Annotated in this window: 16 protein-coding genes; 5 read left to right on the top strand and 11 right to left on the bottom strand. The window is 67.9% G+C overall.

Annotated elements, in window-relative coordinates:
• Positions 1 to 83: 83 nt before the first annotated feature.
• Positions 84 to 2,036, bottom strand: a complete 1,953-nt coding sequence (locus tag LQF10_RS09870) for a S9 family peptidase (RefSeq protein ID WP_231063686.1) — start codon at positions 2,034 to 2,036, stop codon at positions 84 to 86.
• Positions 2,037 to 2,039: 3 nt separating this feature from the next.
• Complete coding sequence (locus LQF10_RS09865) at positions 2,040 to 3,494, bottom strand: GuaB1 family IMP dehydrogenase-related protein (RefSeq protein ID WP_231063685.1); 1,455 nt, start codon at positions 3,492 to 3,494, stop codon at positions 2,040 to 2,042.
• Between the two features lie 95 nt (positions 3,495 to 3,589).
• Here LQF10_RS09865 and LQF10_RS09860 point away from each other — a divergent pair, with 95 nt between their 5' ends.
• The 3 genes from LQF10_RS09860 (at position 3,590) to LQF10_RS09850 (ending at position 7,316) form a co-directional block, all read left to right on the top strand.
• A complete protein-coding gene (locus tag LQF10_RS09860; RefSeq protein ID WP_290371162.1) occupies positions 3,590 to 4,288 on the top strand; it encodes a YqaJ viral recombinase family protein in 699 nt (232 codons plus the stop codon).
• A 14-nt stretch (positions 4,289 to 4,302) separates the two neighbouring features.
• The gene (gene dxs, locus LQF10_RS09855; RefSeq protein ID WP_231063683.1) at positions 4,303 to 6,231 is read left to right on the top strand and encodes a 1-deoxy-D-xylulose-5-phosphate synthase; all 1,929 of its coding nucleotides are present in this window, start codon (positions 4,303 to 4,305) and stop codon (positions 6,229 to 6,231) included.
• A 74-nt stretch (positions 6,232 to 6,305) separates the two neighbouring features.
• On the top strand, positions 6,306 to 7,316 hold the full coding sequence (locus tag LQF10_RS09850) for a ribose-phosphate diphosphokinase (protein WP_231063682.1): 1,011 nt from the start codon (positions 6,306 to 6,308) through the stop codon (positions 7,314 to 7,316).
• Positions 7,317 to 7,390: 74 nt separating this feature from the next.
• Here LQF10_RS09850 and LQF10_RS09845 read toward each other — a convergent pair whose 3' ends face one another.
• The 4 genes from LQF10_RS09845 to LQF10_RS09830 all read right to left on the bottom strand — a co-directional run bounded on the left by LQF10_RS09845 (position 7,391) and on the right by LQF10_RS09830 (position 12,710).
• Complete coding sequence (locus LQF10_RS09845) at positions 7,391 to 9,430, bottom strand: 3-hydroxyacyl-CoA dehydrogenase NAD-binding domain-containing protein (RefSeq protein WP_231063681.1); 2,040 nt, start codon at positions 9,428 to 9,430, stop codon at positions 7,391 to 7,393.
• A gap of 17 nt (positions 9,431 to 9,447) precedes the next feature.
• Complete coding sequence (locus LQF10_RS09840) at positions 9,448 to 10,671, bottom strand: thiolase family protein (RefSeq protein WP_231063680.1); 1,224 nt, start codon at positions 10,669 to 10,671, stop codon at positions 9,448 to 9,450.
• 177 nt (positions 10,672 to 10,848) lie between these two features.
• Positions 10,849 to 12,135 carry an HRDC domain-containing protein gene (locus LQF10_RS09835; RefSeq protein WP_231063679.1) on the bottom strand — a complete coding sequence of 429 codons (1,287 nt, stop codon included), beginning with the start codon at positions 12,133 to 12,135 and terminating at the stop codon, positions 10,849 to 10,851.
• Entirely contained in the window at positions 12,132 to 12,710 is a 579-nt protein-coding gene (locus LQF10_RS09830) for a DUF3000 domain-containing protein (protein WP_231063678.1), read from the bottom strand. Before LQF10_RS09830 ends, LQF10_RS09835 begins: the two co-directional genes overlap by 4 nt.
• A 115-nt stretch (positions 12,711 to 12,825) precedes the next feature.
• On the opposite strand from LQF10_RS09830, the gene LQF10_RS09825 reads away from it, so the two are divergent.
• On the top strand, positions 12,826 to 14,067 hold the full coding sequence (locus LQF10_RS09825) for a carboxylate--amine ligase (protein ID WP_231063677.1): 1,242 nt from the start codon (positions 12,826 to 12,828) through the stop codon (positions 14,065 to 14,067).
• A gap of 19 nt (positions 14,068 to 14,086) precedes the next feature.
• Here the strand turns inward: LQF10_RS09825 and LQF10_RS09820 are convergent, their stop codons facing one another.
• Both LQF10_RS09820 and LQF10_RS09815 read right to left on the bottom strand, forming a co-directional pair.
• Positions 14,087 to 14,566 (bottom strand): hypothetical protein, encoded by a 480-nt coding sequence (locus LQF10_RS09820; protein ID WP_231063676.1) that lies wholly within the window; start codon positions 14,564 to 14,566, stop codon positions 14,087 to 14,089.
• Between the two features lie 51 nt (positions 14,567 to 14,617).
• A complete protein-coding gene (locus LQF10_RS09815) occupies positions 14,618 to 15,043 on the bottom strand; it encodes an HIT family protein (RefSeq protein ID WP_231063675.1) in 426 nt (141 codons plus the stop codon).
• 92 nt (positions 15,044 to 15,135) lie between these two features.
• On the opposite strand from LQF10_RS09815, the gene LQF10_RS09810 reads away from it, so the two are divergent.
• Complete coding sequence (locus tag LQF10_RS09810; protein ID WP_231063674.1) at positions 15,136 to 16,017, top strand: aminodeoxychorismate lyase; 882 nt, start codon at positions 15,136 to 15,138, stop codon at positions 16,015 to 16,017.
• 27 nt (positions 16,018 to 16,044) lie between these two features.
• Here the strand turns inward: LQF10_RS09810 and treZ are convergent, their stop codons facing one another.
• From treZ to glgX, 3 genes are read right to left on the bottom strand one after another with little or no spacing between them, the layout of a single operon-like run.
• Entirely contained in the window at positions 16,045 to 17,805 is a 1,761-nt protein-coding gene (gene treZ, locus LQF10_RS09805) for a malto-oligosyltrehalose trehalohydrolase (RefSeq protein WP_231063673.1), read from the bottom strand.
• Positions 17,802 to 20,312: a malto-oligosyltrehalose synthase gene (gene treY, locus LQF10_RS09800; protein ID WP_231063672.1), complete on the bottom strand. Its 2,511-nt coding sequence runs from the start codon at positions 20,310 to 20,312 to the stop codon at positions 17,802 to 17,804. The genes treZ and treY overlap by 4 nt, the downstream gene beginning before the upstream one ends.
• Positions 20,309 to 22,453, bottom strand: coding sequence for a glycogen debranching protein GlgX (gene glgX, locus LQF10_RS09795; RefSeq protein WP_231063671.1), 2,145 nt, complete (start codon positions 22,451 to 22,453; stop codon positions 20,309 to 20,311). The genes treY and glgX overlap by 4 nt, the downstream gene beginning before the upstream one ends.
• Between the last annotated feature and the right edge of the window lie 33 nt (positions 22,454 to 22,486).

The raw sequence follows: 22,486 nt of genomic DNA, 5'->3' as shown, positions 1-22,486 counted from the left end.
GACGCGGTCTCGAGCCGCGTTCCCCGGCCCTTCGTTGCCCCTGCCACGGCGCACCGATTCCCGGTGGGCTCGAGGGCGGAGACTCACGCGGGCGTGAAGCCGAACACCCTGCCGTAGAAGGCCAGTTCGGCCTCCAACGCGGCGCGCTTGTTCTCGGCGCGCCGGAAACCGTGACCTTCCCCGTCGAACATGTGCACGTCTACGTCCATCCCGGCATCCCGCACCGCGGAGGCCATCGTCTCGGCCTGTTCCGGCGGGACCACCCGGTCCTCGGTGCCCTGCAGCAGGATCATCGGAGCCCGGAGCTGGCCGGTGTGCTGGATCGGTGACCGTTCCCGGAATGTCTCGGCGGCCTGCGGGTACGGTCCCACCAGGGTGTCCAGATAATGACTCTCGAACTTGTGGGTGTGCTCGGCCAGTGCCACCAGATCGCCGATTCCGTAGTAGCTGGCGCCCGCGGCGAAAGTGTCGGTGAAGGTGAGGGCAGCGAGCGTGGTGAACCCGCCGGCGCTGCCGCCGCGCACAGCCATCCTGGCGCCATCCACGATGCCCTGGTCGGCGAGCCAGCGCGCACCGGACGCGCAGTCGGCCACGTCCACCACACCCCATCGGCCGTGAAGTCGCTCCCGGTAGGCACGGCCGTAGCCCGTGCTGCCGCCATAGTTGACGTCCAGTACGGCGAACCCTCGGGTCGTCCAGAACTGCACAGCGGGGTCGAACCCTGCCGAGGTCGCCGCCGTTGGTCCGCCGTGGGAGAGCACGAGCAGGGGCGGCAATTCGCCATCGGGTCCGATGGCGACCTCGGAACTGGGCTGGTACAGGAAGCCGTGTGCCACGCCGTCCGCGGAGGGCCAGGAGACGGCCTCGCCCGCGGCGATCGCCTCGGGGGGCACGCGCAGACCGGAACTGGTGCGCAGCACGCTCACCCGCCCACGGACGAGATCGAGTTCGATGACCGACTGCGGTTCGGTGGCAGAACATCCGATGAAGACGACGCGACCAGGCGCGGCGCGCACGTCCCGTTCCGGTTCCCAGTCGCCCGGCCAGATCTCCAGGGCACCGTTCTCCAGTTGCACCGCCCCGAGCCGGCGACGCCCCCCGACACCGAAGGAGACCATCAGATGATGCTCATCGAGCAGGTCGGCGGTCCGCGGGCCGAAGCCCCACTGCGGCATCGTGAACTCGGCGTCGGCCGGGTGCAGGTGCCGGGTGCGGCGGTGCGCGGCCTCGAACTCCGTGCGGTACAGGTTCCACCAGCCGGACCGGTCGTCCACGTGCACCAGATCGCCCGCCGGTGTCCACAGCGGTTCGGCTACGGAGATCTCCGGCCCGCCGGCGATTGTCCGGTGGTGCAGGAGGCGACCGCCGCCATCGGCCACCGTGGCCACCTGCAGGGTGCTGGAGTCCCAGGGCATTGCTGGGTGATCCCAGGTGATCCAGGCAAGGAAGGCGCCGTCGTGACTGAGACGTGGCGAGCTGATGAAGTCCGGGCCGTTGATCAGGGTGATCACTGCGTCGCCATCCTCGGCGGCGGAGCCGTCCAACGGGATCGCGACGAGAGTGGCCGTGGGGTCCGTGCGGTACTCGCCCGGTCCGCCGTGATCCTCGGCCACGGCGTAGAGCACGCCACGGGCAGTATCGATCTCCAGATCGGCGTACCGGCGCCCGTCAGCGGGCACCAGCGGTGCCGGGGGAGCGAACGCGTCCTCGGTGAGGTCGATCCGATAGAGGCGATCGTCCTCCCGGCGGGAGGCGACCACGAGCGAGTCGGTGACGGCGTAGGACGCCCCGCCGTACTCGTGGACGCGGGTGCGTACGTCGAAGGTCCCACCGTCAGCTGGTGTGGTCACCACATCGACCGTCGAGCCGGCGCGGTGGCGCACGAGAGCGTTGCGACCACCCTCGAGCGGACGGGACTCGATCCAGTAGGTGTCTGCTCCGCAGAGCAACAGCTCGGAGAGCCGCACTGAGGCGTCAGCGAGATCATCGGCCCCCAGCGGGGATGGCCACGAGCCATAGGGGAGTGTGGTGAACATGGGTCACCACCCGCCTGGGAGGGGGCGGCCCTCGTCATAACCGGCCCGCGTCTGCAGTCCCACCAGCGCCCGTTCGGCGAACTCGGTGATACTGCGCGCCCCGGCATAGGTGAACGAACTCCGCAACCCCGCCGTGATGTGGTCGAGCAGGTCCTCGACCCCGGGTCTGGAGGGGTCGAGGTAGATCCTGGAGGTCGAGATACCCTCCTCGTAGAGGCCCTTGCGGGCTCGCTCGAATGCACTTGCGTCGGAGGCAGTCCGCGCAGCCACGGCGCGCGCCGATGCCATGCCGAAGCTCTCCTTGTATTGGCGGCCGTCGGGATCTGTGCGCAGGTCCCCGGTGGACTCGTGCGTGCCGGCGAACCACGAGCCAACCATGACCTGACTGGCACCGGCGGCCAGCGCAAGGGCGACATCACGCGGGTGGCGGATACCGCCGTCGGCCCACACGTGCGTGCCCAGCTCTGCAGCCCGCGCAGCGCACTCGGCCACGGCCGAGAATTGCGGACGCCCCACGGCGGTCATCATCCGGGTGGTGCACATCGCGCCTGGACCCACACCCACTTTGATGATGTCTGCTCCGGCCTCGACCAGGTCCGTGACACCCTCGGCCGTCACCACGTTTCCCGCCACGATCGGCACCGGCGGGTTCTCGTTGCGCACCGCCCGGAGCGCCTCGAGCATCTTCACCTGATGGCCGTGCGCCGTGTCCACCACGAGGACGTCTGCGCCCGCTTCGAGAAGTCCCCGGGCGCGGGCTGCCACATCTCCGTTGACGCCCACGGCTGCGGCGATACGCAGGCGACCTGCCTGGTCGAGGGCGGGCGTGTAGATCGAGGAGCGCAGGGCGCCCAGGCGGGTCAGCACACCGCAGAGGCGGCCGGAACCGTCCACCACAGGCGAGAACCGGCGGCGCGCCGCGTGCTGGGCTTCGAACGCCCCGCGCAGTGCGTCCGGTCCCTCCAGCACCTCCAGGTCCAGCACGGTCGGGTCCGGCGACATCACCTCCCCAGCCTGGGTGAACTGGTCCACACCGTGGCAGTCCGACCGGGTGACGACACCGACCGGGCGCCCCTGATCGAGCACGACCGCCGCACCGTGAGGTCGCTTGTCGATGAGGCTCAGCACCGTGTGCACCGTATCGGTCGTCACCACGGTGACCGGTGTCTCAAGCACCGGGTGACGGCCCTTGACCGACGCGATGGTGCGCCGCACCTCGGCCAGTGGCAGATCCTGCGGGAGCACCGCCAACCCGCCGCGCCGGGCCATCGTCTCGGCCATCCGGCGTCCACTGACCGCGGTCATATTCGCCACCACGATCGGAATGGTGGTCCCGGTGCCGTCGTTGCTTGCCAGGTCGACGTCGAAACGCGAGGACACGTCCGAGTACGACGGAGCGAGGAAGACGTCGTCGTAGGTCAGATCGTGAGTGAGGTGGTGTCCCGGCAGGAATCTCATTCCCTCAGCCTAGGCGCAACCGCTGACGACGGAGCCTGGCCTGCCCGCGTGTGCTGAGCCTTCTTGGAGACGACTCGTCGTAGGCTGCCGGGGTGATGGAGGCGGCAGGGTATCGGCTGGTGCGTACAACGGATGGCACTCCCGTCTCTTCGCGCCATCGGGTCGCATGGTTACGGGCCCGGCTGTGGGGGGTGACTGCCACTGACGCGCGGCGGCTGGTGACTGCCGACGGGCGGGTGAGCAAGCAGCGCCGCCGGCTCCTGGAGGCCAAACTCACCGGCTGGGAAGGTCCCCGGCTGCCCCAGTTCGAGCACGGCATCGTGCGCGAGCCGGTGATTGCGGCATGGGTACAACAACGGTTTGGGATCGCCCCCAGTGGCCTACTCTGTGCCGGGCAGAATCCCCGGCATCTGGCCACCCCGGATGGCCTCGGTGAGCACTCCATCGCGGAGATCAAGACCTCGGTTGATGACCTGGACGGTGCCGCCCGGATCTACCGGGACCAACTCCAGTGGCAACTGCACGTGACCGGACGTTCCCGGGTGCTGTTCGTGGTGGAGAACCGGCACACCTACCGGCGCGACTTCCGGTGGGTGGAACGCGACGAGGATCGTATCGGCACATTGACCGACCACGCGGACGCCTTCCTGTCCGAACTCGACGAACTACGTGCCCTGCACATCGCCGCTGGGGACGAACTGCTCGATCCACGACGCCCTGGCGCGCTGACCCGGGACCTGCGTCCCGGGCCACGGCCTGCGCAGGCACGTAGCATGGACCCTCGAGCAGGCTGAGAACGGAGTGGACCATGAGCGAGCTGGAGCACCTGCGCAGCCCTGATGACCTGCGCGCCCTGAGTCCGCGCCGGTTGCGGGCCCTCGCCGACGAGGTACGCGAGTTCTTGGTGGACTCAGTCGCTCGGACCGGCGGGCACCTCGGCCCCAACCTGGGAGTGGTCGAACTCACGCTGGCGATCCACCGAGTGTTCTCCTCACCACGCGATTCGATCGTCTTCGACACCGGACACCAGGCGTACGTGCACAAGCTGCTCACCGGCAGGCAGGACTTCGCGCACCTGCGTCAGCGAGGTGGACTCTCCGGCTATCCGAGCCGAACCGAGTCCGACCATGACGTGGTCGAGAACTCTCATGCCTCGACGGCACTGTCTTGGGCAGACGGCATCTCGCGGGCTCGACTGCTCGCGGGAGACACCGATCGCTATGTCGTGGCCGTGATCGGCGATGGCGCGTTGACCGGGGGGATGGCGTGGGAGGCCCTGAACAACCTCGCCGATTCACCCGATCAGCGATTGGTGATCGTCGTCAACGACAACGGCTGGTCCTATTCGCCCACTGTCGGCGGACTGGCACGGTATCTCGACGCCGTCCGGACCGATCGGAACTACGAACGTATGCTCGGCTGGGGCAAGCGAACGTTGCACAGGGCAGGACCTCCCGGGCGATTCACCTACGACGCGCTGCACGGGATGAAGAAGGGGCTCAAGGATGTGCTGCGCCCGCAGCACGGACTCTTCGAGGAGTTGGGCCTGAAGTCGATCGGCCCCGTCGACGGGCACGACCTGGACGCCCTGGATGCGGCACTGCGCAATGCGCGCCGCTACGCCGGCCCAGTGATCGTCCATGCCATCACCGAGAAGGGCCGCGGATACGTCCCGGCTGAAAGCGATCTGGTGGACCGGTTCCACACGGTCGGCAAGATCCATCCCGAGACCGGGTTACCCGTGGTTCCCTCACGATTCGGCTGGACGTCGGTGTTCTCCGACGAGATCCTCAAGATCGCCCGCACCCGGTCGGACGTGGTGGGGATCACGGCGGCGATGCCGGAACCCGTGGGCCTGGCCCCGATGGCACGTGAGCTGCCCGGGCGGGTGATCGACGTCGGGATTGCCGAGGAGCATGCGCTCACGTCGGCGGCCGGAATGGCCTTTGCCGGGATGCATCCGGTGGTCTCGCTGTACGCCACCTTCGTGAATCGCGCGTTCGACCAGCTTCTGATGGATGTGGCACTGCACCGCGCCGGGGTGACGATCACCTTGGATCGCGCGGGGATCACCGGTGACGACGGCGCGAGTCACAACGGTATGTGGGACCTGGCGCTGCTGCGGATCGTCCCTGGGCTCCAACTGGCAGCGCCACGGGATGAGGCAACCCTGCGCAGCGCGTTGCGCGAGGCGGTGGCCGTCTCGGACGCCCCCACCGTGGTGCGCTACCCGAAGGGCGCGCTTCCCGAGCCGCTGCCGGCGCAGTCCCGGATGAGCGGGATGGACGTGCTGGCCCGGGAGGCGGGCGATGGTGAGGCCCGCGTGCTGGTCGTCGGGATCGGTCCGTTCGCAGCCACTGCGGTGCAGGTGGTGTCCCGCCTCAAGGATCAGGGCATCGGCGCCACGGCACTGGATCCGCGATGGGTGATCCCGGTCCCGGCGGCCTTGGTGGATGCCGCCACGGACGTAGACCTGGTGGTCACGATCGAAGATGGGCTCGTCACCTCCGGTTTCGGCGCGGCGGTCCGTGAAGCCATGGCCGATCGCGGTGTGGCTGTGCCCGTGCAGGCGCATGGCATTCCGCACCGTTTCCTCGACCATGCCTCACGGGCGCAGCTCGAAGAGGAGTTCGGACTGCGACCCCAAGACATCGCACGGGAGGTGTCAGCGGCGATCGCTCGGGGGCAGCAGCACAGTGACGCCGTCGCTGCTCGGCACGCCAGCGGGCCGGGCTGAGGTCCTCACTCCTCGCTGGCGGCGATATCCCTTAGCATGACCGACAACGAGCCTTGCATCTGAAGGGAACACCCGTGCGTAATGCCGGTACTCCGATCGCCGCCCGCGACATCGTGGTCTTCAGTGGCGGTGCCCATCCGGCGCTGGCGAAGCGGATCTGCGCTGAGCTCGACCTCGAGCTCAGCGCGTCCCGGATCACCCGGTTCAGCAATGACTGCCTCCAGGCTCAACTTCTGGAGAACTGCCGCCAGCGGGACGTGTACATCGTTCAACCGCTCGTGCCGCCGACGCAGGAGCACCTGATGGAGCTGCTGCTGATGATCGATGCCGCCCGCGGTGCCTCGGCGGCTCAGATCACCGCAGTGATGCCGCACTTCGCGTACGCCCGATCGGACAAGAAGGACGCCTCCCGGATCTCGCTGGGCGGTCGGCTCGTGGCCGACATGCTCATCACGGCCGGCGTGCACCGCGTCTTGACGATGACCCTGCATGCGCCGCAGGTGCACGGGTTCTTCTCAGTGCCGGTGGATCATCTCACGGCGTTGGGCGTGCTCGCCGAGCACTTCCGCGACAAGGATCTGACCGACTCGATCGTGGTCTCCCCGGATCTCGGCAACGCCAAATCAGCGACGCAGTTCGCGCGGCTGCTCGGCCTGCCGGTGGCAGCGGGGAACAAGCAGCGCCTGGCCGACGATCGCGTGGTGATCGACGCCATCGTCGGCGATGTGGCGGGCAAACGTGCGATCGTGCTCGATGATGAGATCGCCACGGGTGGTTCGATCGTGGAGTTGATGGACCGTCTCGCGGACGCGGGGTGCAGCGAGGCATCGGTGGTGTGCACCCACGGGCTGTTCACCGGCCCCGCCATGGAACGACTCCGGGATCACCCGATGATCTCCGAAGTGGTCACCACCGATACCGTGCCCGCGCCGCCGCAGTGGCATGACCTCACCGTGCGATCGACTTCACAACTGTTCGCCGAGGCGATCCGCCGGATCCATCTCGGCGAATCGGTGAGCAGCCTGTTCGACGGCGTCGATCCCGCGCACGCACCGCCTCAGCCCAGTCTGTTCGAACCCGTCTGAGCCAGGTTCGGTCCCGCACAGCGCCAGCAGGTCGCGCGCGTCGCGATGGACGGCGGCCCACGGCGTGCGATCGGTCAGGGCGTACCGGCTGTGCGTTCGAGATACGGGGTGATGCCGCCGAGGTGGAACGGCCACCCGGCGCCGAGGATCATGCCCAGGTCGATATCGGCGGCCTCGGCCACCACACCCTCGGCGAGCATCAGGTCCACCTCCTGGGCCAAGGCGTCCCGGACTCGTTGCAAGAGACCTGCCTCATCCTGACCTCCGACCTCGGGACGTGACCCGAAATACCGGCTGATCGTGGGGTCCACCGGCGAGCTGGCGCTCGGACGACCCTCAAACTCCACGAACGGGACGCCGTCGGCAATCATGGCCTGCAGACCAGGCGAGGTGGGGTACCGCTCGCCCAACTGCTCCCGGAGGGTGTCCAGTACGTGCCCCGCGACGGCCGGACCGACCAGCTGGAGCAGTTGGAAGGGCCCCATCGGGAGTCCGAGCGGCCAGAGCGCACGGTCCGCTGTCCGCACGTCGGTGCCGTCCTCCAGCGATCCGAGCACTTCGCCCAGCAGGCGGACCAGGAGGCGGTTGACCACGAACCCCGGTGCATCAGCCACTGCGATGGCGGATTTGCGGCACGAGGCGGCCACGGCGAACGCCGTGGCATAGGCCGAATCGTCCGTGCGCTCGGCCCGGACCACTTCCACCAGCGGCATCTGGGCCACCGGGTTGAAGAAGTGCAGTCCCACCACCCGCTCGGGATGCGCCAGATCGGCTGCCATTGCCGTGATGGAGAGCGCGGAGGTGTTGGTGGCCAGCACCGTGTCCGGCGAGATCACGTGCTCGAGCTCGGCGAAGACTTGCTTCTTGACCTCGAGTTCCTCGAACACCGCTTCGATCACCAGATCCGCGTGACGCAGTTCGGCGAGGTCGGTGGTGGCCGAGACCAGCGAACGGACTCGGTTCCCCTCAGCGGCACTCATCCGGCCCTTGGTGACCAGCTTCTGCACCTCCTCTGCCACGAACTGCAGGCCCCGCTCAGTGCGGATGACGTCCAGATCGCGCATCACCACGGGCAGGCGCATCCGGCGGGCGAACAGCAGCGCGAGCTGGGAAGCCATCAGACCCGCTCCGGCCACGCCGATGGAACGGACCGGACGCGCGAGTTCGGCATCCGGTGCTCCGGCGGGCGACTTGGCACGCCGGGTGGTCAGATCGAAGGCATACACGGAGGCCGCGAACTCCGGTGAGCAGATCAGGTCGGTGAGGGCAGCGTTCTCCGCCTCGAAGCACTCCTGCCGATCACCACCGGCCGAGAGATGCAGCAGGTCCAACGCGCGGCCCGGTGCCGGGGCGGCGTCATGCAGCCGCGAGCGTATGTCGGTGCGGGCCGACTCCACCAGGGCACGGGCGGTGTCCGGGTCGTCGGGCTCACGGCGCGAGGGAACATCATCGCCACGGACCACCTGGGCGCTCCACCGCAACGACTCAGCGATGAAGTCAGCCGGATCGAAGACGGCGTCCGCGATGCCGATCCGGGCGGCCTCCGGCCCACTGAGCTGAGTGTTCTGGCGCAGCGGGTTCTCCACGATGACGGTCAAGGCCCGCTCCATCCCAATCAGCCGGGGGAGCAGATAGGTGCCGCCCCAGCCAGGGATGAGACCGAGGAAGACCTCGGGCAGGCCGATCCCTCGGACTGCCGAGGAGACGGTGCGGTAGTGGCAGGAGAGGGCGAGCTCGAGCCCGCCACCGAGCGCGGCGCCGCCGATGAAGGCGAAGGTCGGCACCGGCATATCGCTGAGCAACTGAAACGTGTCGTGCCCGGCCTCGGCGATCGTGCGGGCGGCCACAGGATTACTGATCTCGGCAGCGCCGTGCAGGTCTGCACCGGCGGCGAAGTGGAACGGCTTGCCGGTGATCGCCACAGCGGCAATCTCACCCGCGTGTGCGCGGGTGGTGACCGATTCCAGGGCGGCGCGCAGCTCGGCCATACCGTCGGGCCCTAGCGTGTTCGGCTTGCGGGGGCCGGCGGCGTTGTCGAGGGTGATCAGCGCCAGGGTGCCCAGATCCTCCAGCGTGACGTCCCGGATCAGGGAGTGGGTGATGCGCTCGCTCACTGGTTTACCTTCCTGTCTCAGCGTCGGTCCCGCCGGGTAGAGCGGGAGGCCTCGTGGTGCGGGTTCTCCCAGATGACTGTCCCGCCCTGGCCCAGGCCGACGCACATCGTGGTGATCCCGAATCGAATGCCGGGGTCGTGAGCGAACTGGGTGGCGAGCTGGCTCATCAGCCGGATACCCGAAGCAGCCAGCGGATGTCCGACGGCGATCGCACCGCCGTAGGGATTCACTCGGGGGTCGTCGTCGGCGAGCTCGAATGCGTCAAGGAAGGCGAGCACCTGGACGGCGAACGCCTCGTTGATCTCGATGGCGCCGATGTCGTCCATGGTCAGTCCGGCGAGCTCCAGGGCCCGATGCGTCGCTGGGACCGGGCCCACACCCATCACTTCGGGTTCGACCCCGGCGTAGGCGTACGAGACGAGCTTGAGTCGCGGCGACAGTTGAAGGCTCTGGGCGGTGTCGGCGTCCATCAGGAGGGCGGCTGTGGCGCCGTCCGTCAGCGGTGAGGACGTCGCCGCCGTGACCCGGCCGCCGGGCCGGAACGGTGTGGGCAGGGTGGACATCCCGGCCACTGTGGTCCCGGGCCGGGGAGGTTCGTCAGCGGTGGCCAGGCCCCAGCCTCGTTCGGGGTCGGAGACCGCGACAGGAACCAGATCACCGGTGATCTTCCCCGCGGCCAATGCCTGGGCGTACTTGTGCTGTGAGGCTTCGGCATAGCGATCGGCGCGATCGCGGGTGAGCTGGGGGTAGCGATCGTGGAGGTTCTCGGCCGTTGCGCCCATCACCAAGGCATCGGCGGCCACCAGCCGCTCGGCCACGAACCGGGGATTCACGTCGGCCGCGGCACCGAGCTGGTGCCGGCCCATGTGCTCGACACCGCCAGCAAGTGCAACGTCGACGGCGCCCACCGCGATCTGGGCGGCCACGTTCGTGACGGCGGTCATCGCGCCTGCGCACATGCGGTCGATCGCGTAGCCAGGCACTGCCCGAGGGAGCCCGGCGAGCATACCGACCGTGCGTCCGAGGGTGAGTCCCTGGTCACCGTCTTGGGTGGTGGCGGCGATGGCAACGTCTCCGATCCGATCCGGAATGACGCTGGGATGCCTGCGCAGCAGTTCACGCACGACGGCGACGGCCATGTCGTCCGCCCTGGTGTGGGCGTATAGTCCGTCCGATTTGGCACGGCCGAACGGGGTACGGACGGCGTCGGCGAGGACGACGTCGCGGCCGAGCAAGGGCATGGAGGCCTCCGGGGTCACGTCAGTGGGACTGGTAGTACTAGATACTTCTGGTCTCACCCTAACCCGTCGACGACATGTCGCGGGAGCCATTCGTGGCGCGACTGCCACTGGTGTGGTCTCACATGCAGGGGCGCACTGCGCACCGAGCCCGATTCTGTGTGCGGATCGTGCAGTCTGCTATTCCCCGACGGCGCTGATCGCTGCTGCGAGACGCTCCGCAACGAGGTGCACCTGCCACGTGCGAGCACCGAGACCCTCCAGTGTGCCGGCCACTGTGGAAGTGTTCACCGGGTGCGGCGGTTCCCACGCGAGACGGCGTTGGAAGGCCGGGGTGAGCAGATTCTCCTGGGGGAGATTGAACTGCTCGGCCAGCTCCCGGACGGTGCCACGGACAGCGTCGAGCCGCAGCGCAGCTTCTGGGAACCGGTCCTTCCACGCGCGGGGCGGGGGGAGTGTGTCGGTGGCTGGTCCCCGGCGGGACGGATACGCGGCCGGATCCAACTCACGGGCGCGCTCGACCGCCTCGAACCAGATGCGGGTGCGCCGTGCCGCAGCCTTCTGACGAAACGGCCGCAGGCCGGCGAGTTCAGCCATCGTGGCAGGTTTGCTGGTCGCCGCGGCCACGATCGCTGCGTCCTGGAGCAGTCGTCCGGGGGAGATATCGGCGAGCCGCGCCTGTTCCTCACGGGCCTGCCACAGCTCGCGGACGATGGCCAGGCCGAGTCCGTCTCGGACCTGCTGGGAACCGGATGTACGGCGCCACGGTTGTAGCCGCGGTGGCGGTGGCGGTGCGGTGCGCACGGCCTCGAACTCCTCGAGCGCCCACTCGAGTTTGCCCTCCCGCTCCAGCTCTGCAGCAAGGCGGTCCCGCAGCTCCACGAGCACCTCGACATCCAGGGCCGCATAGCGCAACCAATCCTGCGGCAGCGGCCGGGTGGACCAATCGGCAGCGGAGTGTTCCTTGGCGAGCTCCAGGCCGAGCTCGCCGGAGACCATCGCGCCCAAGCCCACTCGCTCCCGCCCGAGCAGACGTCCGGCGAGTTCGGTGTCGAACAATCGCATCGGCACCAGGTTCACCTCGGCCAGGCACGCCAGATCCTGGTTCGCCGCATGCAGCACCCACTCCGTGTCTTTCAGTACCTCGGAGAGGGCGCTCAGGTCCGGGAGTTGCTGAGGATCGAGCAGTGCGGTGCCAGCACCGTGGCGGCGCAGTTGCACGAGGTAGGCACGCTGCCCGTACCGGTATCCGGACGCACGCTCAGCGTCGACCGCCACAGGGCCCGAACCGGAAGCGAAGCGGCTGACAACCTGCGCGAACGCCTGCTCGGTTTCGATCACCTCCGGGACACCCTCGGCGGGTTCGCGCAAAGGGGTGAGTTCGACCGGGGCCTTGTCGTCCGACTCCTCGACCGGTTCGTGAGTCGGGGCCTCGGGCGTGGCCGGTGGCGTTGTGGGGCGAGTCATCGTCTCTGCTTCAGCTGGCTGACGTTGTCGGGAACGGGGGGGAGACCTGCCGCTTGGCAGGCAAGCAGCGCCCAGGAGCGTAGATGAGGGGCGAGATCAGAGGTCTGCGGGGTCCACGAGGCACGGATCTCGATCTCGACCTCTCCCGCGCGCAGTTCCAGACCTCCGAACGTCTCCGAGAGCACCCGGGTGACGGTACCGGAGAGCGAGTGGTAGGCAACCTCTTCCACGGCCAGCGCCTCAGTCAACCAGGTCCACGCCACCTCGCCGAGCATCGGATCGGCGGCGAACTCCGGTTCCAGAGTGGCCCGTGCCATCACGATCACACGGAACTCACCGTTCCATGCCTCTTGACCCTCCGGGTCGTAGAGCACGACGAAGCGACCGTTGCCGACCATGTCATCCGGATCGCGGGTGGGATTGACCTCACCGGTCAACGCCAAGGCGTACGGGGCGATCCGGGTGGGAGCGGGAACCTCCTCGAGGTGGAACTCGGGCCGCATCCGGTGTCCGCGCAGACTCAGCAACGCAGCCTCAAAGTCCGGGGGAGTGGCCGGAGTTCGCTGCACGTTCACCGCTCCAGGCTAGGGCGCGCACGCCGGAGTGCTCCGAGGGCGCGCCGAAGAGGAGTGGGTAGACTTGCGCGGGCTCGAGATCGGGCCGCCGGCGGCAACGACAGGAGGATGGCGGATGCGCTCGGTCGCCCTGTGCCCGGTGCTGCTCGGCACGGATCTGGGCATCTACGCGATGGCACGCTCGTTCCACGAGGCCTACGGTGTGCGTTCGGTCGTGATCAGCGAGCAGGCGCGCGGGCCGATCAACGATTCCGCGATCCTCGCGAACGTGTTCACCGGCGCGAACTCCTCCGATACCGACACCCTTGCCGCCCTGGACGCGGTCGCCGCCGAGCACGCTGAACAGGTGCGGCTCCTGGTGGTCAACTCCGACCATCAGCTGGCGTTCGTGATGCGTCACCGAGCGCGCCTGGAGGAGCAGTTCGTGGTTCCCTACGCCGCGGCAGCGGTGGTGGATCGGCTCGCCGACAAGCGCGCCATGAACTCCGTGCTGGTCGATCTGGGCATCCCCGCACCGCGGACCGTGGAGGTGACCGCGTTACCTCGAGATGAGCAGGCGTGGCGCGCTGCGGCCGCAGCGTTGACGTTCCCCCTCGTGATGAAGCCCTTCGCCGGTGCGGAGTTCGAGGAGCTGACGTTCGCCGGCCGCCGGAAGGTGTACCGGCTCGCCGACGCCGGAGAGCTGGTGGTCGAGTTGGACCGCATCGCCCACGCCGGCTACGGCGGCACGATGTTGTTGCAGGAGCTCATCCCGGGCGACGACACTGCCAACCGCGTGGTGAACTGCTATCGGGACGCTCGCGGTGAGTTGACCATGGCGGCCTCCGGTCAGGTCCTCCTGGCGATGCACCAGCCCACGTTCATCGGAAACTCGGCCGTGATCATGGTCGATTACGACCCGGCCCTCATTGAAGCGGTGCGGCGGGTCTTGGAGCGGGTCGACTACCGTGGCTTCGCCAGCGTCGACTTCAAGGTGGACCCCCGGGACGGCGTTGCTCGGCTGCTTGACATCAATTCCCGGCCCGGCCGCTCGCACTACTACGCCAACGTCGGCGGTGCCTCCGCCGCGCGCTCGGTGGTGGCGGACTTCGTTCTGGGCGAAGCCCTTGCCGTGCAGGAAGCGCGCGAGGCAGGGATCTACGCCTACATTCCGACCTTTGTCCTGCGGCGGTACATCCGTGATCCGGAACTGTACCGGCGCGTGCGAGCGGTGCTCCGCCGTCGCAAGGCTGTTCACCCGCTGGATTATGCAGCCGACCGCAGCCTTCGACGGTGGTGGTACCGCATCCTCGCGCAGGTGAATCAGCTCCGGGCGTTGCGCACGTTCTATCCGCGGCCTACCGACTCCGGCTTCTGACCGCCATCCTCGCGCGAGGTCAGCCGAGCCGATTGGTCCCCGAGTACAGGTGAAGGACCGGCAGGCCGAGATCCTCACGTGCGCGCGAGGCCCAGTCGCGATGGAAGGTGTCCTCCACCGCGTGCGGACGAGTGACCACGACGAGTTGATCGGCGGCCAGGGAGTTCACCGCCTGACGCAGTACCGGGATCGGGTCGTCGGCGATGACGGCGCCGTCCGCGGTGGCCCCGGAGGCGGTGAACCGCTCGAGCGACGTCTGCAACGCCTCGTTCGCTTCCGCGGAGGTCTCCTCGGGTGTCGGTCGATGGGTGAGTTCTTCCCAGGCTTCACGGAGTTCGCCCAGGCTCAGATGATCGATGAAGTCGGCCACCAGGCTGCGCTCGGTGTCCTCGGGAACCAGCACGTGGAAGCTGGTAGCGGGATCGGCATGCAGTTCACGGATGGACGCAACGTCGGACTCGCGCAGAGCCTCTTCGGTGAGAACGATGATCACGGGCATGGCACGAGCATAGGTGCCTCATCGCCCGCGCACCCACACCGGATCTGAGGATCAGTCGGGTACGTGGTGGCCATGCCCGAGATCGCGAAGGGCGCGGGCGAGCCGCGAAGCAGCCTCATCCAGTTCGTCGGCGGGAACGTCCCGACGGGCTGCGGCCAGGTCGAAATCCGCTGAGGACTGCGACGGCCACACGTGCACGTGAGCGTGCGCGATCTCATACCCCTGCACAAGCAGGCCGATCCGCTCGGCGCTGAACGTCTCCCGCTGGGCGGTGCCGATGGACTGGGCCACAGCCATCACGTGGGCCCACGCATCCTCGGGCAGGTCCGTCCAATGGTCGACCTCCGCGCGTGGAACGACCAGCGTGTGCCCGGGCTGGAGGGGCTCGATCGTGAGGAACGCCGCACAGACGTCGTCCTCCCACACGAAACGCCCGGGAATCTCGCGGTCCAGGATGCGGCTGAAGAGCGTGGTCATGGTCGCAGATTAATGTGCATGCGCCTCGAACGCACGGCGCATGCTGACTCGTTACGCTGAACCCACTGGACCCGTCCGCTGAAGGAGATGCCGTGTCCGACGCGAGAGTGCTGCTCGTGACCGCGCCCACGGAGCAGGAACCGATGGACGGGCGTGGATTCCACGATGTGGACCCGGATGCGCCGCACCTGCGGGTCACCGACCTGGGAGCCACCCGTGGCGACGGGGTCTTTGAAACCATCGGGGTTATCGACGGGCATCCACAATCGCTGACCCCACACCTCGAGCGCCTCGCCGCCTCAGCCGCCATCCTCGATCTGCCCCGGCCCCGGCTGGATGTCTGGTACGCCGCAGTGCAGGCGGTGCTCGCTGCGGTGGACCCTGCGCCGGAACTCTCGGTGAAGCTGGTACTCACCCGCGGTGAGGAGGGAGCCAGGCGATGCACCGGCTGGGTGCGGGCGGCACCGGCACCCGATATGAGTGATGCGCGGACCCGCGGTGTGGCCGTGCTCACCTTGGACCGGGGCTACCGCGCGGACATCGCGGAGACCGCCCCCTGGCTCCTCCAGGGGGCGAAGTACACCTCCTACGCGGTGAACATGGCCGCACTGCGCCACGCGCGGCGCAGCGGCGCCGAGGACGTCATCTTCGTCAGCTCCGATGGTGCGGTCCTGGAGGGGCCGACTGCGTCGGTGGTGTTGCGCCTGGGCGATGAGCTCATCACTCCTGGGACCGACCAGTCGATCCTGCCGGGAACCACGCAGGACAGGGTGTTCCGGTGTGCGTCCCAGGCGGGCCTGTCGACCCGGGCACGGCGGGTCCAGGCGCACGAGCTCACCGAGACTGACCACATCTGGTTGGTCTCGAGCGTGCGGTTGTGCGCGCCGGTACGCAGTCTGGACGGACGGGATCTACGGATGGATCGGGAACTGACGGCACAGATGCTGATGTGGTTGCAGCGCACCCACGACTGACGCGCACGAGGGAGCTGGATCCGGCGATCAGGTGGAGTGCGCGCTCGTGGCGTCCTGGCCCAGCACCGCGGCGCCGGGCGGCAGCACCAGACCGCCGGCGTCCCGCTCGCTCGGGGCCTCCCAGGCGAGGAGCACCGCGAGCGCGTTCGCGCCGGGCATCGGGATCCGCTGCGGCTCGGAGGTGACGTTCACGGCCACTGTCACATCACCGCGCTGCATCCGCACCCAGTCCGGTGTGGCAGTGACGCGGGTGTGCCGACGATCACCGCTGGACAGATCCGGTACCTCCCGGCGCAGCCGCATCAGCTCTCGATAGAAGTCCCCGAGTGCACGGTGCCGGCCGTGCTCGCGCTCGTCCCACCGCAGGATGCTGGCGGCCACGGTGCCCGGATCCTGGGGATCGGGGGCCTCGACTCCGGCGCCGTAGATCGCCTCCCACCCGTGTTCGGCGAACTCCCGGGCGCGCCCGGTGCGGATCGCCTCGGCGAGTTCTGGCTCGGCGTGATCGGTGAAGTAGAACCAGGGTGTGCTGGCCGCCCACTCTTCGCCCATGAACAGCATCGGTGTCCCCGGCCCGGTCAGGAGCAGCGCCGCCGCGGAGGCAACCTTCGCGTCCGAGAGGGTGGCCGCCGGGCGGTCACCCCGGCCCCGGTTGCCCACCTGGTCGTGGTTGCTGGTGAAGACCACGAACCGGTGCCCGTCAGCGTCCTGCGGCACCGGAGCGCCCCAGTCCTGGCCCCGGAATGTCGAATAACCTCCGTCGTGAACGAACACCCGCTCCAGCGCCTTCACGAGCGCCCCGGGTGAACCGAAATCCACGTAGTAGCCGTGCCGCTCGCCGGTGACGTAGGCGTGGATGGCGTGGTGGACGTCATCGGCCCACTGGGCGGTCATCCCGAGTCCGCCGGCTGCGGTCGCCGTCACCATGCGCACGTCGTTGAGATCGGACTCCGCAATCAGGGAAAGCGGTCGGCCGACTTCCTCAGCCAGGTGAGCGACGGCGTCGGCCAGCTCGGCGAGCACGTGCCTGGGTGAGGCGTCGATGAGCGCATGTACGGCATCGAGCCGCAACGCGTCGAGATGGAAATCGCGGAGCCATCGCACCGCGTTGTCGATGATGAACTGGCGTACCTGCCCACTGCCAGGACCGTCCAGGTTCACCGCGTCACCCCAGGGCGTGCTGTGGGTATCGGTGAAATACGGCCCGTAGACGCCCAGGTAGTTCCCGGACGGGCCGAGGTGGTTGTAAACCACGTCGAGACTGACGGCGATCTGGTGGCGGTGGGCGGCATCGACGAATCGCTGCAGCGCCGCCGGACCACCATAGGCGTCATGGACGGCGAACAGCGCGACGCCGTCATACCCCCACCCGTGCTGCCCGGGGAAGGCGGCCACCGGCATGAGCTGGATCATCTGGACACCAAGGTCGCGCAGGTAGGCCAGCCGCTCCATCGCAGCGTCGAATGTGCCTTCCGTGGTGAAGGTGCCCACATGAAGCTCATACAGCAAAGCTCCGCGTGCGTCCCGGCCAGCCCATGCACTGTCCTGCCACCGGTGAGCGGCGGAGTCGAACGTGCGGCTGGGGCCGTGCACTCCGTGAGGTTGCCAGGGGCTGCGCGGGTCAGGGAACGGCCCGTTGCCGTCGACGACGAAGGCGTAATCGGTGCCGGCCTCGAGTTCGCGCCCAAGGTCCCACCAGCCGTCCGCGGACCGCGTGAGGGGCTCGCGGCCTGCCTCGAGCTCCACCTCGACGGCTTCTCCATTCGGAGCCCACACCCGGACTGTCACGGGACTGGCTGCTCGTTCGGTGCCTCATCATCGCTGATATCCGCGCGCTCGAGCACGGCGACAGGCGATTCTGACAACAGACTGACCAGTGGGACAGATCCGCCATCAACGGCCTGGCCGGTCACCACATCCCGCCACTGACCCTCGGGAAGGACGACGGTGTGCTCGCCCCACCCCCCGATCGTGCGCAGCACCACCGACAGGCGCGTCACCACCGTGATCGCGACCGCACGATCGTGGTCAGTGCGGGCAAAGGCCACAGCGTGCGTGGTCGATGTGGGCAGCGGGTGATAGCCGGCGCCCGAACCGACGAAAGCCTCCGGCCGTCGGCGCCGCAGACGCAGCACAGCCGTGGTCAGGCGGAGTTTCTCGGTGGCGAGATCGTGCGGATTGGCGCCTTCGTCGAGCCGGTCCAGCATCGTCGAGATGTGCGCATGGTCCACGGCACGCCGGTTGTCCGGATCGACCAGGGCCACCGTGGTGATCTCGGTGCCCTGATACACATCGGCCACGCCGGGTAGCGTCAGCTGTACGGCCTTGGCGGCGAGCGTGGCGGCACGGACGGGCTCCCTGGTGCGCTCCACCCAGGCCGACATCAGTTCGTGGACGGAGTCGCTGCTGAGCAGATCGGTCACGAAATCGCCCAGCGCAGACTCCCGGGCGTCGTCCGGGCCCGTCCACGTGGTCCATTGCTTGGCTTCGCGCGCCGCCTTCACGAGATATCCGGTCAATCGCTCGGCGCTGATCGGCCCCGTCTCGGTCCACGTGCCGGCGAGGGTCTGCCACAGCAGGTTCTCGGTCCGACCGTCGAGATCGCCGGGTCGGGAACGTTCGGTGGCCTCGCGCAGCGCATGGACATGGTCCACCCAGGTCTCTCCGAACTCGGAGAGCACTCCGATGCGGGCGCGCACGTCCTCGCCTCGCTTGGCATCATGGGTACTGGCGGCCGTCATGGTGAGCGGGTGGTGCAGTTGCGTGCGTGAGGCCCACGCGTGCAGCGCATCCGGGCCGACGGCGAAGCGGTGCGGGTTGCCGCCCACCTCGCACAATGACGTCAAATGCGTCCAGCGGTAGAAGGCGGTGTCCTCGACCCCCTTGGCCATCACGGCCCCGCACACCTGCTGGAACCGGATGATCACCTCGTCCCGGCGCGCTTCGTGCTGGCGCCCGGCGCTGCCGACTTCGCGTCCGAGGACGAGGTCGGTGACAACCTCCAACGTCTCCAACCGCTCCGGTTCGAGGTGCTGTGCCGCCTCGGCGGACCAGCTCTCGACGAGTTCGGCATCTGCCGCAGCGAGTGGCGAGCCAGGGACGACGTAGGCCCGGTACCGGTCACACGCCACCACCAACTCGGTCACGCAGTCCGTGATCGCTCGCAGCGTGTGGTCCCTGAGGCGAACGTCGTCATCGCACAACTGCGCCAGAAGGGTCGCGAGCCGGTGCACCTCGGCATACAGCGAACCAGTGGCGATCTCTCGCTTCGCCTCGGACACGACCGCCGGTAGCGTCCCCACGCCATCTGAGGCGAGCTCACTCATCAACGCCCCCAGGGGCGCCGCCCCGGCCGGGTCGACCAGGACCTGGTTCACCCGCCACGCCGCGTCATAACCCGTGGTTCCGGCCACCAGCCAATCCTGCGGGATCCCCTCGTCCGGTTCCAAGATCTTCTCGGCGACCGTCCAGGCACCCCCGGTGCGTTCGTGGAGGCGTTGCAGGTACTCCCGGGGGTCAGCAAGGCCGTCAGGGTGATCGATGCGTAGCCCGTCCACCAGGCCGGCGTCCATCAGTTCGAAGATCAGTGCGTGTGTCGCCTCGAAGACCTCCGGTCGTTCTACCCGGACCGCCACGAGCGAGCCCACGTCGAAGAAGCGCCGATAGTTCAGCTCTTCATCGGCTACCCGCCAGTAGGCGAGTCGATAGTGCTGGCGCTGCAGCATCTCCGCCAGCGGCAGGTTCTCGGTACCGGCACGGATCGGAAACCGGTGCTCGTAGTAGCACAGCACCGGACGGTCCGGGGAGATCCGGTTCTCCGGTTCGTCCACATATCGCACGGTGATCTCACCGGCGGCCATTGCCGCACCCACACGTTGGCCAAGGATCGGCATCAGCACCTGGGCGTCATCGGCGAAGTCAACGTCGAACCAGCTCGCCACGGGGGAGTCGGGGCCGTGCTCGAGCAGCGACCAGAGCTGGCGGTTGTGGCTCGCCGGGGTGGGCACCGCCATGTGATTGGGCACGACGTCGACGATGATGCCGAGATCGTGCTGCCGTGCGCTGGCAACCAGTCGTTCGAAGCCATCCCGGCCCCCGAGCACGTCACTGATCCGGGTGTGATCCACGACGTCGTAGCCGTGCGTCGATCCTGGGGCGGCAGCCAGGATGGGGGAGAGATACAGGTCGCTCACACCGCGGCCCGCTAGTGCGGCAGTGAGGTCGGCTGCATCGTCGAAGGTCAGATACGCGCCGAGCTGCAACCGGTAGGTCGAGACGGGCCTGCGGCCGGTCATAGGGCCGCCGCGTCGTCACTGGCGTCGCTGGCGGGCCGGGCGAGGATCACGATGCTACGACCGGTGACCGTGACGCTCGTCTCGGCCGCGAGTTCCGCCGGAAGGTCCTGGTCGGAGTCCGTACTGAGCACCGGGCTCCAGGTATTGCCGTAGGTGGCGTCCGGCAGGACGAACTCGAGGTCGGATCCATCGGCGTTGATGAGCACCAGCAGCGAGTCGTCCACCACCCGCCGTCCTCGTGCGTCTGGCTCATCGATTGCTTCACCGTTCAGGAACACACCGAGGGAACGGGCGTAGGCGGTGTTCCATCCCTGCGAGTCCATCAGCGCACCGCTCGGCTCGAACCACGCGATGTCGGGAAGCTCAGGCAGACCATTGGCCGCCGAGGTGGAACCGTCGAAGAACCGACGACGGCGCAGCACCGGGTGATCGCGGCGGAACTCGATCAGCGTCCGGGTGAAGGTGAGCAGACTCTGCGCATCCGCATCGAGGTCCCAATCGATCCAGCTGGTCGGATTGTCCTGGGCGTAGGTGTTGTTGTTCCCGCCCTGGGTACGGCCGAGCTCGTCTCCGTGCGCCAGCATCGGCACGCCCTGGGAGAGCATCAGGGTGGTGAGGAAGTTGCGCTGCTGGCGTGCGCGCAGAGCGCGGATCTCCGGATCGTCAGTGGGCCCCTCGACCCCGCAGTTCCACGACCGGTTGTGACTCTCACCGTCCCGGTTGTCCTCGCCATTGTCCTCATTGTGCTTGTCGTTGTACGACACCAGATCCCGCAGCGTGAAGCCATCATGCGCGGTGACGAAGTTGATCGATGCGATCGGGGTTCGCCCTGTCTGCTCGTAGAGGTCGGAGGAACCGGTCAGGCGGCTCGCGAACTCACCGAGGGTGGAGGGCTCGCCGCGCCAGAAGTCACGGACGGTGTCCCGGTACTTGCCGTTCCACTCCGTCCACAGCGGCGGAAAGCCGCCCACCTGGTACCCACCGGAGCCGAGGTCCCACGGCTCGGCGATGAGCTTGACCTGAGAGATCACCGGATCCTGCTGGATGATGTCGAAGAAGGAGGACAGCCGGTCCACTTCGTGGAACTGCCGCGCCAATGTGGCCGCCAGGTCGAAGCGGAAGCCGTCCACGTGCATCTCGGTGATCCAGTACCGCAGCGAATCCATGATCATCTGCAGCACGTGGGGAGAACGCATCAGCAACGAGTTGCCGGTACCGGTGGTGTCGAAGTAGTGCTCGAGGTCATCGTCGACGAGCCGGTAGTAGGAGGCGTTGTCCAGTCCGCGCAATGACAGCGTCGGGCCCATGTGGTTGCCCTCGGCCGTGTGGTTGTAGACCACGTCCAGGATCACTTCGATCCCAGCGGCGTGCATGGCCTTGACGAGGCTCTTGAACTCCAGAACCTGTTCACCACGCGAGCCCCACGCGGAGTATCCGTTGTGCGGGGCGAAATAGCCGATCGTGTTGTAACCCCAGTAGTTCGTCAGCCCGCGTTCGATCAGTGGCGGGTCCTGAACGAACTGGTGCACCGGCATCAACTCCACAGCGGTCACGCCGAGGTCGACCAGGTGGGCGATGACGGCGGGATGCGCCATTGCAGCGTAGGTGCCACGGATGTCCTCGGGGACCTCCGGGTGCTGCATCGACATCCCGCGTACGTGTGCTTCGTAGATGACGCTTTCGTGATACTCGGTCTCCGGGGGGCGGTCGTGCCCCCAGTCGAAGAACGGATTGGTCACCACTGAGGTCATCGTGTGCCCAGCCGAGTCGAGCGTATTCAACCGCCCCGAGTCGTCGCCGAAATGGTAGGAGTACAGCGACTCATGTCCATCGATCTGCCCGTCGATCGCCTTGGCGTACGGGTCGAGCAGCAGCTTCGATCGATTGCACCGGTGTCCCTGTTCCACCTCGTGTGGGCCGTGTACGCGGTATCCGTACCGCTGGCCGGGTCGAATCTCCGGAAGATAGATATGCCATACGGAGGCGTCGATCTCGGTGATCTCGATTCGCTCCTCGGCACCATCGTCGTCGATCAGGCACAACTGAACCCGTTCGGCGACGCTGGAGTAGAGGGCGAAGTTGGTGCCGGTTCCGTTGAACGTGGCGCCCAACGGGTAGGCGTGTCCGGGCCAGGTCTGCATGCTCCCAGACTGCCACGGGTGACCCGCTCCCCG

The organism is Ruania halotolerans, assembly GCF_021049285.1.
Taxonomy (GTDB): domain Bacteria; phylum Actinomycetota; class Actinomycetes; order Actinomycetales; family Beutenbergiaceae; genus Ruania; species Ruania halotolerans.
The sequence above is the reverse complement of the archived record's forward strand: the minus strand, read 5'-3'. Positions and strand labels throughout refer to the sequence as shown.

Coding starts and splice junctions, on each gene's coding strand:
- LQF10_RS09815 (WP_231063675.1), bottom strand. CDS start 15,043: ATGACCACGCTCTTCAGCCGCATCCTGGACCGCGAGATTCCCGGGCGT.
- LQF10_RS09865 (WP_231063685.1), bottom strand. CDS start 3,494: ATGAGATTCCTGCCGGGACACCACCTCACTCACGATCTGACCTACGAC.
- LQF10_RS09825 (WP_231063677.1), top strand. CDS start 12,826: ATGCGCTCGGTCGCCCTGTGCCCGGTGCTGCTCGGCACGGATCTGGGC.
- glgX (WP_231063671.1), bottom strand. CDS start 22,453: ATGCAGACCTGGCCCGGACACGCCTACCCGTTGGGCGCCACGTTCAAC.
- treY (WP_231063672.1), bottom strand. CDS start 20,312: ATGACCGGCCGCAGGCCCGTCTCGACCTACCGGTTGCAGCTCGGCGCG.
- LQF10_RS09860 (WP_290371162.1), top strand. CDS start 3,590: ATGGAGGCGGCAGGGTATCGGCTGGTGCGTACAACGGATGGCACTCCC.
- dxs (WP_231063683.1), top strand. CDS start 4,303: ATGAGCGAGCTGGAGCACCTGCGCAGCCCTGATGACCTGCGCGCCCTG.
- LQF10_RS09840 (WP_231063680.1), bottom strand. CDS start 10,671: ATGCCCTTGCTCGGCCGCGACGTCGTCCTCGCCGACGCCGTCCGTACC.
- LQF10_RS09820 (WP_231063676.1), bottom strand. CDS start 14,566: ATGCCCGTGATCATCGTTCTCACCGAAGAGGCTCTGCGCGAGTCCGAC.
- LQF10_RS09835 (WP_231063679.1), bottom strand. CDS start 12,135: ATGACTCGCCCCACAACGCCACCGGCCACGCCCGAGGCCCCGACTCAC.
- LQF10_RS09870 (WP_231063686.1), bottom strand. CDS start 2,036: ATGTTCACCACACTCCCCTATGGCTCGTGGCCATCCCCGCTGGGGGCC.